Origin of the sequence: Erythrobacter aurantius, from assembly GCF_023823125.1 — a bacterium.
Taxonomy (GTDB): domain Bacteria; phylum Pseudomonadota; class Alphaproteobacteria; order Sphingomonadales; family Sphingomonadaceae; genus Erythrobacter; species Erythrobacter aurantius.
This window is the reverse complement of sequence record NZ_CP090949.1, coordinates 3265294-3278583: the sequence shown is the minus strand read 5'-3', so window position 1 is coordinate 3278583 and position 13290 is coordinate 3265294. Positions and strand designations below refer to the sequence as shown.

The 13290-nt window shown below is 60.6% G+C and carries 16 protein-coding genes and 1 riboswitch; of the genes, 14 read left to right on the top strand and 2 right to left on the bottom strand.

Translation table 11 applies throughout. The features are described 5' to 3' along the window. The first annotated feature begins 54 nt into the window (after positions 1–54). The 10 genes from L1K66_RS15695 (at position 55) to L1K66_RS15650 (ending at position 8302) form a co-directional block, all read left to right on the top strand. A complete protein-coding gene (locus tag L1K66_RS15695) occupies positions 55–1623 on the top strand; it encodes a flavin-containing monooxygenase (protein WP_252258728.1) in 1569 nt (522 codons plus the stop codon). A gap of 52 nt (positions 1624–1675) precedes the next feature. After that, positions 1676–1781, top strand: a riboswitch (TPP riboswitch). A 35-nt stretch (positions 1782–1816) separates the two neighbouring features. Beyond that, the gene (gene thiC / locus L1K66_RS15690) at positions 1817–3679 is read left to right on the top strand and encodes a phosphomethylpyrimidine synthase ThiC (protein ID WP_252258726.1); all 1863 of its coding nucleotides are present in this window, start codon (positions 1817–1819) and stop codon (positions 3677–3679) included. A gap of 6 nt (positions 3680–3685) precedes the next feature. Further along, positions 3686–4216 carry a DUF3833 family protein gene (locus L1K66_RS15685; RefSeq protein ID WP_252258725.1) on the top strand — a complete coding sequence of 177 codons (531 nt, stop codon included), beginning with the start codon at positions 3686–3688 and terminating at the stop codon, positions 4214–4216. A gap of 282 nt (positions 4217–4498) precedes the next feature. Then, entirely contained in the window at positions 4499–4801 is a 303-nt protein-coding gene (locus L1K66_RS15680) for a hypothetical protein (RefSeq protein ID WP_252258723.1), read from the top strand. Next, positions 4798–5796, top strand: a complete 999-nt coding sequence (locus L1K66_RS15675; protein WP_252258721.1) for a hypothetical protein — start codon at positions 4798–4800, stop codon at positions 5794–5796. Before L1K66_RS15680 ends, L1K66_RS15675 begins: the two co-directional genes overlap by 4 nt. Before the next feature lie 264 nt (positions 5797–6060). Next, entirely contained in the window at positions 6061–6273 is a 213-nt protein-coding gene (locus tag L1K66_RS15670; protein ID WP_252258719.1) for a cold-shock protein, read from the top strand. 116 nt (positions 6274–6389) lie between these two features. Continuing rightward, positions 6390–6605: a hypothetical protein gene (locus tag L1K66_RS15665; RefSeq protein ID WP_252258717.1), complete on the top strand. Its 216-nt coding sequence runs from the start codon at positions 6390–6392 to the stop codon at positions 6603–6605. Positions 6606–6677: 72 nt separating this feature from the next. Then, entirely contained in the window at positions 6678–7307 is a 630-nt protein-coding gene (locus L1K66_RS15660) for a dioxygenase family protein (RefSeq protein ID WP_051700095.1), read from the top strand. 71 nt (positions 7308–7378) lie between these two features. Continuing rightward, positions 7379–7654, top strand: coding sequence for a hypothetical protein (locus tag L1K66_RS15655; protein WP_252258716.1), 276 nt, complete (start codon positions 7379–7381; stop codon positions 7652–7654). Between the two features lie 303 nt (positions 7655–7957). Then, positions 7958–8302 (top strand): HPF/RaiA family ribosome-associated protein, encoded by a 345-nt coding sequence (locus L1K66_RS15650; protein WP_252258715.1) that lies wholly within the window; start codon positions 7958–7960, stop codon positions 8300–8302. Positions 8303–8335: 33 nt separating this feature from the next. Here L1K66_RS15650 and L1K66_RS15645 read toward each other — a convergent pair whose 3' ends face one another. Further along, a complete protein-coding gene (locus L1K66_RS15645) occupies positions 8336–9592 on the bottom strand; it encodes an FAD-binding domain-containing protein (protein ID WP_252258713.1) in 1257 nt (418 codons plus the stop codon). A 178-nt stretch (positions 9593–9770) separates the two neighbouring features. On the opposite strand from L1K66_RS15645, the gene L1K66_RS15640 reads away from it, so the two are divergent. The 4 genes from L1K66_RS15640 to L1K66_RS15625 all read left to right on the top strand — a co-directional run bounded on the left by L1K66_RS15640 (position 9771) and on the right by L1K66_RS15625 (position 11755). Then, entirely contained in the window at positions 9771–10343 is a 573-nt protein-coding gene (locus L1K66_RS15640) for a fasciclin domain-containing protein (RefSeq protein WP_252258712.1), read from the top strand. Positions 10344–10468: 125 nt separating this feature from the next. After that, on the top strand, positions 10469–10915 hold the full coding sequence (locus L1K66_RS15635; RefSeq protein WP_252258711.1) for a COG3650 family protein: 447 nt from the start codon (positions 10469–10471) through the stop codon (positions 10913–10915). Then, positions 10912–11328, top strand: coding sequence for a hypothetical protein (locus tag L1K66_RS15630; RefSeq protein WP_252258710.1), 417 nt, complete (start codon positions 10912–10914; stop codon positions 11326–11328). The genes L1K66_RS15635 and L1K66_RS15630 overlap by 4 nt, the downstream gene beginning before the upstream one ends. A gap of 22 nt (positions 11329–11350) precedes the next feature. Continuing rightward, positions 11351–11755 carry a GFA family protein gene (locus tag L1K66_RS15625; protein ID WP_252258709.1) on the top strand — a complete coding sequence of 135 codons (405 nt, stop codon included), beginning with the start codon at positions 11351–11353 and terminating at the stop codon, positions 11753–11755. Positions 11756–11776: 21 nt separating this feature from the next. Here the strand turns inward: L1K66_RS15625 and L1K66_RS15620 are convergent, their stop codons facing one another. Beyond that, the gene (locus L1K66_RS15620; protein ID WP_252258708.1) at positions 11777–13216 is read right to left on the bottom strand and encodes a S41 family peptidase; all 1440 of its coding nucleotides are present in this window, start codon (positions 13214–13216) and stop codon (positions 11777–11779) included. Positions 13217–13290 lie beyond the last annotated feature (74 nt).

The window sequence follows — 13290 nt, the reverse complement described above, 5'->3', positions numbered from 1 at the left end:
ATCAATGTGCCTCTGCGCACCCCTCGATATCCCTGCAGCATGGAGGATTGCGCGATGGCACATGTGATCGATTGGCCAACTACCACCCATGTCGATGTCCTGATTGTCGGGGCGGGGATATCGGGCATCGGATCGGCCTATCACCTGCAGCAGCAATCCCCCTGGGCAAGCTATGCCATCCTTGAAATGAAGGACACATTCGGCGGCACATGGGAAACGCACAAATATCCCGGTGTCCGCTCCGACAGCGATCTCTACACTTTCGGCTATCGCTTCAAACCGTGGGTGGGCGCACCCATCGCCAGCGCGCAGGCGATCCTCGATTACATGGGCGAAGTGATCGAGGAAAACGGCATCGGCGATCATATCCATTACGGCCACCGCATCGTCCATTGCGCGTTCTCACGCGAAACGAACCTCTGGACGGTCGAGGCGGAGCGGCTTTCCGACGGTGCTATGGTCGCCTTCACCTGCAATTTCCTGTGGATGTGCCAGGGCTATTACGACCACGAAAAACCCTACATTCCCGAAGACTGGGCGGATCGCGGGCTAAACGATTTCGCGGGCGATTTCGTCCACGCGCAGAAATGGGATCCGGAATACGATTATTCGGACAAGCGGGTGCTGGTGATCGGATCGGGGGCCACCGCTGCCACCGTCGTCCCCGAACTCGCCAAGAGAGCCGCGCATGTCACCATGCTGCAGCGTTCGCCGACCTATTTTTATTGCAGCGAGAACAAGAACGAGCTGGCCGACCGGCTGCGTGAAATCGGCATAGACGAGCCGACCATTCACCGCGTCGTGCGGCAACAGATCATGCATGATCAGGATGTCCTGACACGGCGCTGCATCGAAGAACCCGATGCCGTGTTCGAGGAATTGAAGGAGCTGGTGCGCGCCTTTACCGGGAAACCCGATTTCGAATTCGAACCGCATTTCACCCCGCGCTATCGCGTTTGGCAGCAAAGGCTCGCATTCTGCCCCGACGGCGACGTTTTCCGCGCCGCGGTGTCGGGCAAGGTGAGCGTGGTGACCGACACGATCGACCGCGACACCCCCGAAGGGGTGGTGACAGCATCGGGCGAACTGATCGAAGCCGATCTGATCATCGCCGCAACCGGTTTCCGCCTGTCGGTGATGGGCGATATCCCGTTCGAGGTCGATGGTGCGCCCGTCAACTGGAACGACAGCGTGACCTATCGCGGGATGATGTTCACCGGCGTGCCGAACATGGCGTGGGTCATGGGCTATTTCCGCGCCAGCTGGACCTTGCGGGTCGACATGCTGGGCGATTTCGTCTGCGGCCTGCTCAACCGGATGCATGACAAGGGCATGGCGAGGGTCGAGGTTGCCCTGCGGCCCGAAGACGAAGGGATGCAGCTGCACCCCTGGATCGAACCGGACAATTTCAATCCGGGCTATCTGATGCGCGGGCTCGACCAATTGCCGCGCCGGGGCGACAAGCCCGAATGGCGGCACAATCAGGATTACTGGCGTGAGCGCGAGGAAATCCCGGCGATCGACCTGAGCGGCAGCGAGTTTGTCTATACTCCGGCGGTGACGGCTCGCGTTGACGCGCTGCATGACGAAGCCGCAGATGCGACTGGCGAGCCTGCGCATTGATCCTCCAGCGGTGATGCAGTCCTAGACTCGCAAGCCAACGCGGTTTAACACTCACCCATCCCCGGGGAGCCATGATGGCTGAGAGGGCGGTTTGAGTCCGCCGACCCGTTGAACCTGAACCTGTTAACACAGGCGGAGGGAGTGGGCGCCGCTAAGGCAGAAGTCCGCACTCCGCCATCTGGAGAGACTTCGCATGGCCGATATCAATTCCCCCGTAGAGATTGGCGTAACCACCGGGCCCATCCGCGGCAGCCGCAAGATTCACGTCGGCGCGCGCACCGGATCGGGCATTCAGGTGGCCATGCGCGAAATCCATCTCGAAGGCGGGGAGCCGCCAGTGCGCGTGTACGACACCTCCGGCCCCTACACCGATCCCGAGGCCGTGATCGACATCAACGCCGGCCTTGCGCCGCATCGCCGTGACTGGATTCTCGCTCGTGGCGATGTCGAGGATTACGATGCGCGCGAGGTAAAGCCTGAAGACAACGGCCAGCTTGGCCCGGATCGTTCGGGCGGCGTCCCTGAATTCCCCAATGTGGTGAAGCGCCCCTTGCGCGCCAAGCCGGGCATGAATGTCAGCCAGATGCACTACGCCCGCAAAGGTATCGTCACGCCCGAAATGGAATATGTCGCCGAGCGCGAGAATCTGGGCCGCGAAATCGCCAAGGATCAGGTGCGCGATGGCGAAAGCTGGGGCGCGGCTATCCCCGATGTGATCACCCCCGAATTCGTCCGCAGCGAAGTCGCACGGGGACGGGCGATCATCCCTTCCAACATCAACCACCCCGAAAGCGAACCGATGGCGATCGGGCGCAATTTCCTCGTCAAGATCAACGCCAATATCGGCAATTCCGCCGTCGCATCGGACGTGGCGCAGGAAGTCGACAAGATGGTGTGGGCGACGCGTTGGGGCGCTGACACGATCATGGACCTGTCGACGGGCCGCAACATTCACGATACCCGCGAATGGATTATCCGCAACAGTCCCGTGCCGATCGGCACCGTGCCGATCTATCAGGCTCTGGAAAAGGTTGGCGGCATTGCCGAGGAACTGACCTGGGAAATCTTCCGCGACACTCTGATCGAACAGGCCGAACAGGGCGTCGACTATTTCACTATCCACGCAGGGGTTCGCCTGCCTTACGTCCCGCTCGCCGCCAAGCGCGTCACCGGGATCGTGTCGCGCGGCGGATCGATCATGGCGAAATGGTGCCTTGCGCATCACAAGGAAAGCTTCCTCTACGAGCATTTCGACGAGATCACCGAGATCATGAAGGCGTATGACATCGCCTACAGCCTCGGCGACGGCTTGCGCCCCGGCAGTATCGCGGACGCCAATGACGAAGCGCAGTTCGCCGAACTCTACACGCTGGGCGAGTTGACCAAGCGCGCGTGGGAGCAGGACGTGCAGGTCATGATCGAAGGGCCGGGCCATGTGCCCATGCACAAGATCAAGGAGAACATGGAAAAGCAGCTCGAGGCATGCGGCGAAGCGCCGTTCTACACCCTCGGGCCGCTCGTCACCGATATCGCTCCCGGTTACGACCACATCACCAGCGGCATCGGTGCAGCGCAGATCGGGTGGTACGGCACGGCGATGCTCTGCTACGTCACGCCCAAGGAGCACCTCGGCCTGCCCGACCGCGACGATGTGAAAGTCGGCGTTGTCACCTACAAGCTTGCCGCCCACGCGGCTGACCTGGCGAAGGGGCACCCGGCGGCACAGGTGCGCGACGATGCACTCTCCAAGGCGCGCTTCGAATTCCGCTGGCGCGACCAGTTCAACCTGTCGCTCGACCCGGAAACCGCCGAGCAATATCACGACCAGACCCTCCCGGCGGAAGGCGCCAAGACCGCGCATTTCTGTTCAATGTGCGGGCCGAAGTTCTGCTCGATGAAGATCAGCCAGGAAGTGCGCGACTTCGCGGCCAGGCAGAATGCCGAGCCCGATACCTTCATCGCCGCAGAAGACGCGGAAAAGGGGATGGAGGAAATGGCCAAGCTCTACGAGGAGAAGGGCAAGCAGCTCTATCTTCCCGAAGACGCGGCGGAGTAATCCCGCATGGCGCAGCGCGGCAGGATCACCTTCGGGCTTGCCGCGCTCGCCGCTTTGGCATTGTCCGGCTGCGCCAGCCTGCCCGATGATTTCGCCATGGTCGGCGAGGCCGCGTCACCGGCCTTCGATCCGCTGGTGTTCTTCAACGGGCGGCTCGAAGGGCAGGGCACGCTCGACAAGGGGCTGCTGGGCACGGTGCCGATCCGGGTCGAGAGCACCGGCAGTGTCGCGCCATCGGGCGTGCTGACGCTGGTGCAGGTGATCCACGAAGGCGAAAAGCCAGCCCGCACCCGCACATGGGAAATGCGCCGCCTGTCCGAAGGCCGCTACGAAGCGAGCCTGACCGACGCCGACAGCCCGGTCGAAATCTGGACGAAGGGCAACACGCTCAACATCCGCTACACCATGGAAGGCAGTTTCACCGTCAAGCAGCGCCTGACTCTGTCACCCGACGGACAGCACGCCACCAACGCGATGCAGGTCGACCTGCTGGGCGCAAGGGTTGCCATGCTGAGCGAGGTTATCGAGCGGGAGTGAGGGGCTACCGCGTCGGGCTGTCGATCTGCTCCAGATCCTCCACAACTGCTTCATCGCGCTATACAACAGGCCAATTTTCCATAAGATCAAGCCTTTCAACTTTCGGAATTGATGCAATTCCGGATGGCTAGACGTGGAGTGTTGCGGTTGAAAGAGGTCAACAAAGAATCTGCATTTTTGGGATTCGAAATCATTTTGACGATAATACTATCAGCGTTCTTACAAAATACAGCGTTGAACAGTCTTGTCAAGAAATCATCATGAAATATGTTAATAGATTGTATGAATTTTGAAATATTTTCCAATTTCTTTTGGTTTCTTTTGATCGTCGTTTCTCTTGCATTTTTCATATTCAACGCACGATCCTTGGCTATAGATTATTTTATATATGGCGTGAACGGAGATCGATGGAGTCTTGTTCGGATTGCCTTTGCACTGATGGTGATGGTTTGTGTAGACCTTTGGATGGATCAGGTGGCAAACAATCCTGCTGACCTTCCCGTTTCGTTTTTGGCATTGGCTTGGTTGCTTGCCTATCTGGTGTCCGCGTCACGCGCCAAGCCCAAACAGGAACGCATGGAATGAAGATCAAGTTCTACAAGATTGCGGATGTCATCGACAAATTGACCAGAATCGATGACCGGTGGAGAACTGATTCCGATCTTGGCACCCAAATAGAAGCCTTCGAAAAGGTCGTGAATTTCTCAATCACGGACAATGTCTCCTTTCAGCATGGCGTGGCTCATGTCGGTGTGGATTACCGGTTGGGGAACGAGCCGACCTTTGGCCGATCAATGGTCGATGCATGGAGCGCGTTCGAGCACGTTCTGATGCATCTCGGCGACAAAAAGGTCAGATGGCTCAGGGACATTGTCGACGAAGATATTCTGGAGAATTGCGTCAGCTTTGGCAGCCCTCATTCCAATTTCGTTGCACGACTAAGCTTGGGTTACAGCCTGAACAGCGGAAGCATGCAACTCATCCCCGAGGCAGACGATCTGCCTTTCATGCCGAAAATCCGCTACGGCGATGGCGGGTATGGTCATGAGGTTGACCGTGCGGGTTACTCCGAGGGCCAGTGGGATCTCTCCTATAGCGACGGTGGCGATATCGTCAGGCTCATTCCACCGTTGGGCAAGACCGGGCAATTGACCAAAGACTATCTCGTTTTGTCCTGCGTGCCGAACATGGGCTCGTCGGTGACGAGGGAGCATTTCCGAGCCAAGCGGGATTTGGCCCAACTGGCGCGGGCAGACCTGGCAGAACGGGATACCCCCGAATACCGCAAGAAGCGCGATGCATTGATAAGGATGCGCGATAGAAAGGCACCGCTTCGCACTCTGATTGTCGGGGGGCTCCACGGGCCGGGAACAGCTGCCGCAAAACATATCTTCACTTCGCCAGAAAGGCTGAAACGCCTGTCGGATGCCCTTCGGGATCATGATGTGGCAGGGCGCCCGTGGCAGGCGCTCTATGAAGTCGGGAACGTCGAACGACGAACCGTGGACGGAGTGCTGAGGGATGTTCCGGTTCCGGAATCGATAAAGTTAGCAAGAGTCTGCGTTCTGGATGAGCGATAGGCTCGCGTAGTGACTCCAGAAGCCGCCGCGAACAATAATTAGGCGTTTGCGCAATTGTGTGCTACAACATCGCCGCTGACGTCGGAATTTGCGACGGAACTTGAACTTTGACGACCGCCGCTTGCCACTTGCTTCCCCTTCCAACGGGTAGCCCGGCCCCGGCGTAAACCGGACGACGACTTCCTTTCATCTGATCGATTTACGCACGACCCGCACGGCACCCTGCCGCGCGGGCAACCCAATCGTTCTTGAAAGGAACGCATCATGGCCAAGACTGGCACCGTAAAATTCTTCAACACCGACAAGGGTTATGGATTCATCCAGCCCGACGACGGTTCTGCCGACAGCTTCGTGCACATTTCCGCGGTTCAGGCCGCCGGCATGCACAGCCTCGACAAGGATCAGCGTCTGAACTTTGAAGTCGAAACCGGCCGCAATGGCAAGGAATCGGCGATCAATCTGTCTTCGGCAGACTGATAGGCTGAACCAGCCCGCAAGTCAGGGGCGCCGCGCTGCAAGGCTGCGGCGCCCCGCTTGCAACGCCCGCTACACCACCCCCCCGCTTTCCCCTCTTCCGACAAAGGAACCCCGCCATGGCCCAGACTTACGAATTCTATCTTGAACGTGCAGTCGAAGCGGCATTGGCAGCGGAGAAAGCGGAGCTGGACAATGTGAAGGAGCGCGAATTGCGTTCCGAAAAGACCTGGCTGGGCCTTGCCGAACAGGCGCGCAAGGGCGCGATCCGGCGGGAAAAGGCCGATGCCGAGCGCCGCGCAAAGCGCGAAGCCGAAGCCCTGCACGCGCAATAGCGCCGCCTGCACTCGCCAATCTTCATACGGCGTGATAATCCTCCCGGCAGGGTCGTCGATTGGGGGGTATCGATGAAGCATAAACTTTCGCGCCGCGCGTTTGCCGCTGGCGCAGTTCTCACAGCCACAGGGGCCACGCGGCTTGCCGCGCAAGGGGCGCCGGAATGGTGGGACAAGATCACGCCATACCAGACGATCGGCCCGTTCTATCCGGCCAATCGTCCGCACGAAGCCGACGCCGACATGACCCGGCTGCACGGCCATGCCAATCGCGCCAAGGGGCAGGTGATCGAAGTGTTCGGCCGGGTGCTGGACCGCTTCGGCAAGCCGATCAGCAATGCCAAGATCGAATTGTGGCAGGCCAACATGCACGGCCAGTATTCGCACGGCAACGCTCCGCACAAGGAAGAGTGGCACGATCCCGACTTCCAGGGCTTTGCCGAAATCCGCACCGATCCAGACGGCAACTGGCGCGTCACGACGATCAAGCCGGGGGCCTATGCCGGGCGCACCAATCACATCCATTTCGATGTGGTCGGTCGCGAACAGCGGTTGATCACTCAGATGTATTTCCCGGATGAAGAAGCCAACAATGCCGAGGACGGCCTGCTGCGCCGTGCCGGCGACGGTGCGCCCTTACTGATCGCGCACAAGACAGCCGACCATGCCTACCACTGGGACATCCGCCTCGCGGACACCTGACGCAGATGGGGAAGGGGCGGGCTGAACTCACCCCTTTCCTACAGGCCTGCAATTGTGGCTTATCCTGATGGATGAGTACACACCCGTACCCATCCACCCCTGACAACACCCATTGGACTGCCGAAAGGGCTACAGCCTTTCTCAGGGCGCTGGCCGTTTCCGGCAAGGTTGCGCCTGCAGCGCGATCTGTCGGGATGAGCCGCCAGGCCGCCTATCGCCTTCGACAGCGCGCGCCGCATTTTGCGCATTTGTGGAACATTGCGCTGGAGCAGGCGCGGGCCCGGCGTGCCTCTGAGCGGCAGGGCAGGCGCGTCCATCCGCTGCTGGCGAAGGGGCTGTCGAGGTGACACTTGCCCCCCTGCAAAGGCGACACTCTGCCCCGGCGAATGGTCATAGTTTCGCGAATTCGGGTCACACTTTCCCGGCTTTGGGTGACACTTTCGCACGTAAGGTGACGCTTTGCGCACAAAGGGTGACACTTCCACGATTTTTTCTTCAGGACCGTGTTCCACCCGTTCCATCCTGTTGGAAAACGGCCCGTCGCATATCCTTCAACCCGGCGCCGAAAGTGCTGGCATTACACGCCGAAATGCCCACATTGGATGACACCGATGATGCCATCGGCAACGACAACGATAGGAGAGCATTCCATGCAGTTCCAGTTCAACTCCGACAGTTCCGTCATGGGTACGGAGAACGTTGCGACCCGGATCGAGGCGATGATGCGCGACAAGCTCGCCCGCTTCGAGGATCGCCTGACGCGGGTGGAAGTGCATGTCTCCGACGAAAACGCGCACAAGCATGGCGCCGATGACAAGACCTGCACGATCGAGGCGCGCCCGCGTGGCGGTCGTCCGATCGGCGTGACCGAGCATGCCTCGAAAGTGGATGATGCGGCGCGCAAGGCGGCGAACACCATGGCGCAGCGGCTTGAGCGGGTGCTGGGCAAGGAAGCGCGGCACAAGCACGACGCGCGCCCCGACAAGGTGATGTGATCGGTTGACGGGGGGTGTGAACTCCCCGCTTTCCTACTCCGCCGCGAACAGGGTAGGGCTGGCGCTGATCCCGAGATCGTCGAGGATCGGGCCGACCTTCTTCTTGACCCCGAAGAACCCGGCACGCGCATGCGGCCAGGTTTCGCGGTCGATCGCCGGGAGGAGTTCGGTAACACGGCCCTGATGTGCGAGCGGAGTGATCTGCGGCATCAGAGCGTCGCGGGTCCACCCGGCGGGCAGGTACGGCAAGGCGAGCCGTTCGATCCCGGCTTGGGCAAGGATGTCAGCCAGCGGGCGGTCCGTTGGCCAGTCGATACCGGGGCAAGCGAAAGCCGCCGCGGCTGCGCTGACCCCGCCTGCCACGGCCTCTTGGGCAAAGCCGGATACGGCAGCGGCCGTCGGCAAGGGTGAACGCGCCTCTGGACGAGCGGCGCCGATCACCAGAGCCGGCGGCGAAGGGAGGTTGAGCGGAACGTGGCTTGCACCTTCGTCATGCAGGAGCAAGGCATAGGGCTTCGCGAAAGCCGCGCAATCCGGTGCAGGCGGCAAGGCGAGCCTCTGGCGCGGGTGCTCGCCCGGTTCCTCAAGCGCGGGGGCATCGCTCGCGAGACCCTGCGCCGCCAACGGACCGCCCTGTTGTTTGGCGGTGTAGCGGGCGATGTTGTCGGGCCGGGCAAGGTAGGTCTTGCCCTTGGTATGCAGCCCGCCAACCCAGCGCCACGAAAGCGTGTTGGAGGCCGCGTCGCCATCGATCAACTGGCGCAGGAACAGGTCTGCACCAAGGTGCCAGTCGAGCTTGAGCGTGAAGATCCAGATGCTCGCAAACCACATGCGGGCGTGGTTGTGGAGGTAACCGGTGGAGGCCAGCTCGCGTGCCCAATGGTCGAAGGCCTCGATCCCGGTCGAGCCTGCGACTGCGGCTTCATAGGTGGTGCGCAGTCCGGCGTTCGCCTCAATCGCGTCCAAGGCGCGGTCGCGCCCTTCGCAATAGGCGCGCCATATGCCGGGACGCTGTTCGAGGTAGCCCTTGAAGTAGACGCGCCAGAACACCTCGGCGATGAACTTGTCGGCGGCATCGGCGCTGTGCTGACGCAAAACGGCATCAAGCACTTCGGCTTCCTTGATGAGGCCGGAGTGCAGCCAGGGGGAAAGCTGCGAGACGTTGCGGCGAATGCCATTGTCAGGCACGCCGTCATCGTAATTGCGGTTTTTGGCGTAGGCGCGGCCTGCTCTCGGAAGGAAGTCGGTCAGCCGATCCAGCCCGGCAGCGCGTGTCGGTTCAAATCCCATGCCGCCTCAACTGCGCGGAGGGCCAAGGGTTCCGAAAGCGGTCCGGCAATTCGGAACATCCGCCGCGACGACCCGTTCGTATATGTGAAGGGGCTGCCACTCATTCTCTGGCCCCGGACTTGCGAACCCCCTTTCGCAAGATCAACGACAAACCCGATAATCCAAAGGATTGGTTCTGATGAACATTGTGAAGATCACCCTCGCTTCCTCCATCGCCCTCGCGCTGGCCGCTTGCTCTTCCGAAACTGACAGCGGCGACACCATGATGGCCGACGAAACCGCGATCGCCGAAGATGCGACCGCAGCCGGTACCATCGTCGAAGTGGCACAGAGCGATGAAGGTTTCTCAACCCTAGTAGCGGCTGTGACGGTTGCCGAGCTCGGTGAGACGCTGTCGGGTGAAGGGCCGTTCACGGTCTTTGCGCCGACCAACGATGCCTTTGCAATGATCGACGAGGCGACCCTTACCGAACTGACAACCAACGACATCGAAACGCTCACGGCGATCCTGCAGTATCACGTTGTCGCCGGTGCTGTTGACGCAGCGACGCTGACCGCCGCGATCGAAGAAGCGGGCGATGAGGGCTACACCATCACCACCGTTGGCGGCGGCACTCTCAACGCAAAGCTGGTCGATGACGCCGTGGTGCTGACCGATGCAGCAGGTGGCACCTCCACCGTAATCGCGACCGACGTGGCCGCCTCGAACGGCACGATCCACGCGATCGATACGGTCTTGATGCCGCAGTAACCCGGATCCGCAGACTGCCATTCAAACCGGGCGGGCCTGCAAGTGCGGGCCCGCCCTTCGCATTGCTGACTGCGGTTTCCTGACACGCCGACATGCGATATCAGTCGGGAAAAAGGGAAGCGAGCGTGCCGAAATTGCCCAGATCGATCCTTGCCGCGTCAGGCGGCTTGCTGCTGTTGTCTTGCGCCGATGCTCCCGGAGAAATCGGCCGTGATACCCAGCCATTCGACGGCATTTCACCGACAGCAAGCATAACCCTGCTCGGCACGGAACCGTTCTGGAGCATTTATATCACCCCGGATGGCGAAGGCTTCGTCGCCCGTTACGCCTCGCCGGAAAATTTTGATGGCTCGCAATTCGCGGTCTCGCGTTTCGCCGGCAACAACGGGATCGGATTCAGCGGTTCTCTGGATGGGAACGCCCTGCAGATTGCCCTTACCCCGGGGCAGTGCAGCGACGGCATGAGTGACCGGGCATACCCTTACACCGCCACAGTCGCGTTTGGCGATGCGGTCCTTTACGGCTGTGGCCATACCAGCGATCAACCTTTCACCGGCGATGAGGCTCCATGATCAAGGAAACGGAAAATTTGGCAGGGTCCGGCCGACTGGGGGCGGCCATTGGCAGTGAGCCTGTGAGCAAGGGCTGGATCCTTTTCTTCTGGGCCGCCAGCCTGTTCAATTTTGTGATCGGCGCTCTCGGCATGTTTTCGCCCGAGGCAACTATCGATGCCCGGATTGTCAGCCTGCTCGTCTTCTGCTTCGGCATTGTCTACCTGCTGGTGGCGCGTGATCCGCTTCGCTTTGGGCCGGCCCTGTGGGCGGGTCTGATCGGGAAGCTCGGAGTGGTCGGTTTGCTGGGGCCCGCCGCGCTGGAGCCGGGGGCGGATGCCGCGATACTCCCCATTCTGTGCGTTGACGCCTTGTTCGCTCTGGGGTTCGTTGTGTTTCTCTTTGTCAGGAGCGACGATCTGAGTGCGAAGTGACGGCAGGAGGGGAGAAGACAAGATGACGAAAACCGGAGGCTGCCTGTGCGGCAAGGTGCGCTACACGCTGAGTGCCGAGCCCAAGATTTGCGTGACCTGCCATTGCAAGAACTGCCAACGGCAGGCTGGCAGCGCGCTTTCCATTATCATCGGCGTGCCTGAAGACGCCGTCGAATTCACCGGCGAGATCAAGACCTATAACGACACCGGGGATAGCGGTGCGACGGTGAGGCGCCAATTCTGCCCCGAATGCGGATCGCCGGTGTTCACCCGTTTGGAGCAACCCGGCCTGATGTTCATCAAGGCCGGTACGCTGGACGATACTTCAGACCTTCAGCCCGCGTTTCACTGCTACGCCAAGAGCGCACAGGCATGGACTCCGATGGGCGATATTCCAGGGTTCGAAACCGTCCCCGACGGAATGTGAATCCGGAAGGGGAGACCCCGGTCAGAAAAGACCGGGGATCTCGAACTGGGCGGCTGTCGGGAATTCGGGGCGCAATGTCTCGCGTCCGCCCACGCTTTGCGCCGTCTGCCCGCCGCCTTGCGAAATGGCGGTGCAGCTGCGACCGGCGAGGAAATCCAGCGCAGTCGCAATCGAGGCTTCGGCCGGATCACCCAGCGGGGTGAAGATATCGTCATCTGCGCGGCACGAATTGGGGATTACGCTGGCAAGACCTGTGAAGTATTCGCCCTGATCGCTGGCGTTCACGGTCTGGAACGTCACAGCACGAATACGCAGATCGCACTCCGCAAAATCGAAGCCGAACTGCCCCACCGGCTTGCCCGAAGTGTTCGAGCCCACGATCGCGATGCTGTCCGCATTGAGATAGGGGATCATCGAGTTGATCACCAATTCGCTGGCCGAGGCACTATTGCCCGTAGTGATGAAGGCGATTTTGGACGCCTGGAGCGACTGGGCTTCGTTCTGGAACAACCGCGTGGAGTTCTCCGAAGATTTCGACGCGCGCAGGATCGTGCGGCTCCACACCTGGCCGACCCGGCCTTCGCCCAGAAGATCTCCGAAGGTTTCGGCGAGAGACACGAGTCCGCCACCATTATAGCGGAAATCGATGATCAGCTCGGTCACGCCATTGGCGTTGAATAGCTCGAACGCATCGCGCAATTGATCGCCTGCGCTGCTAGGGAAGAAGGTGCGGAAATTGAGATAGCCGACATTCTTTCCGCCATCGTTCAAGACGAGCGCACCATACCGGTCTGACACCGGATCGAGCGAGAATTCGGTCTTTGTCACCGATGTCTCGATTACGTTCCCGCCCAGCTGGGCGAAGCGGATCACCCGGCTCACGCCCGGATCGGACGGGCCAAGAGCGTTGACGACCGCTTGCGGCCCACCCGATGCCATCAGCGAGTTCACCGTCTGCAGGTTCGCGCTGGTGGTGCCGATTGCGAGAAGTTCGGTGCCGCGATCCATGCCGGCCTGGAAGCCGTTGCCGTTTTCGAACGCTTCGAACAGGAAAACGCGGTTGTTAATCGAGTCAAATGCCAGCCGGATTCCGAACCCGGCGCTGGAGCCAGAGTTGATGAGCGCGTTTTCTTCCGCGATCGAGGTGGCGAAGGTGAAGCCCTTGTCGCGCGACTGGGCGCGGGCAGGGGCGACGCGTGCATCCAGATAGCTTTGCACCGAATTGAAATTCGCCGGGTTCACGGTGTTGTCGAGCAGGCTGGGGAACAGGTACCATTCGTTCAGCACATCGTTGGCAAAGGCGATCTGGTTCGAAATCGCGCAGTTGGACGTCGGTGGTGTCGGGGTTGGCGTTCCGCCTGTTGGGGGAGTGCTAGAACCGCCTCCTCCGCATGCTGCGAGGGAAAGGGCAAGCGTCGCTGAAAGCGCGATGCGGCTGATGGATACACGTTTTGTATTCATGAGATGGACGCGACTCCGGGCAAGAAACCGATACAGATAGCCTCAGCAGGCGTCGGGTTTTATGCATCGGCGCT

Excerpts from the sequence above, each read along its gene's own strand:
- L1K66_RS15660 (WP_051700095.1), top strand. The coding sequence starts at position 6,678 with ATGAAGCATAAACTTTCGCGCCGCGCGTTTGCCGCTGGCGCAGTTCTC.
- L1K66_RS15655 (WP_252258716.1), top strand. The coding sequence starts at position 7,379 with ATGAGTACACACCCGTACCCATCCACCCCTGACAACACCCATTGGACT.
- L1K66_RS15645 (WP_252258713.1), bottom strand. The coding sequence starts at position 9,592 with ATGGGATTTGAACCGACACGCGCTGCCGGGCTGGATCGGCTGACCGAC.
- L1K66_RS15625 (WP_252258709.1), top strand. The coding sequence starts at position 11,351 with ATGACGAAAACCGGAGGCTGCCTGTGCGGCAAGGTGCGCTACACGCTG.
- L1K66_RS15685 (WP_252258725.1), top strand. The coding sequence starts at position 3,686 with ATGGCGCAGCGCGGCAGGATCACCTTCGGGCTTGCCGCGCTCGCCGCT.
- L1K66_RS15665 (WP_252258717.1), top strand. The coding sequence starts at position 6,390 with ATGGCCCAGACTTACGAATTCTATCTTGAACGTGCAGTCGAAGCGGCA.
- L1K66_RS15670 (WP_252258719.1), top strand. The coding sequence starts at position 6,061 with ATGGCCAAGACTGGCACCGTAAAATTCTTCAACACCGACAAGGGTTAT.
- L1K66_RS15650 (WP_252258715.1), top strand. The coding sequence starts at position 7,958 with ATGCAGTTCCAGTTCAACTCCGACAGTTCCGTCATGGGTACGGAGAAC.
- L1K66_RS15630 (WP_252258710.1), top strand. The coding sequence starts at position 10,912 with ATGATCAAGGAAACGGAAAATTTGGCAGGGTCCGGCCGACTGGGGGCG.
- L1K66_RS15680 (WP_252258723.1), top strand. The coding sequence starts at position 4,499 with ATGAATTTTGAAATATTTTCCAATTTCTTTTGGTTTCTTTTGATCGTC.
- L1K66_RS15675 (WP_252258721.1), top strand. The coding sequence starts at position 4,798 with ATGAAGATCAAGTTCTACAAGATTGCGGATGTCATCGACAAATTGACC.
- thiC (WP_252258726.1), top strand. The coding sequence starts at position 1,817 with ATGGCCGATATCAATTCCCCCGTAGAGATTGGCGTAACCACCGGGCCC.
- L1K66_RS15620 (WP_252258708.1), bottom strand. The coding sequence starts at position 13,216 with ATGAATACAAAACGTGTATCCATCAGCCGCATCGCGCTTTCAGCGACG.
- L1K66_RS15640 (WP_252258712.1), top strand. The coding sequence starts at position 9,771 with ATGAACATTGTGAAGATCACCCTCGCTTCCTCCATCGCCCTCGCGCTG.
- L1K66_RS15695 (WP_252258728.1), top strand. The coding sequence starts at position 55 with ATGGCACATGTGATCGATTGGCCAACTACCACCCATGTCGATGTCCTG.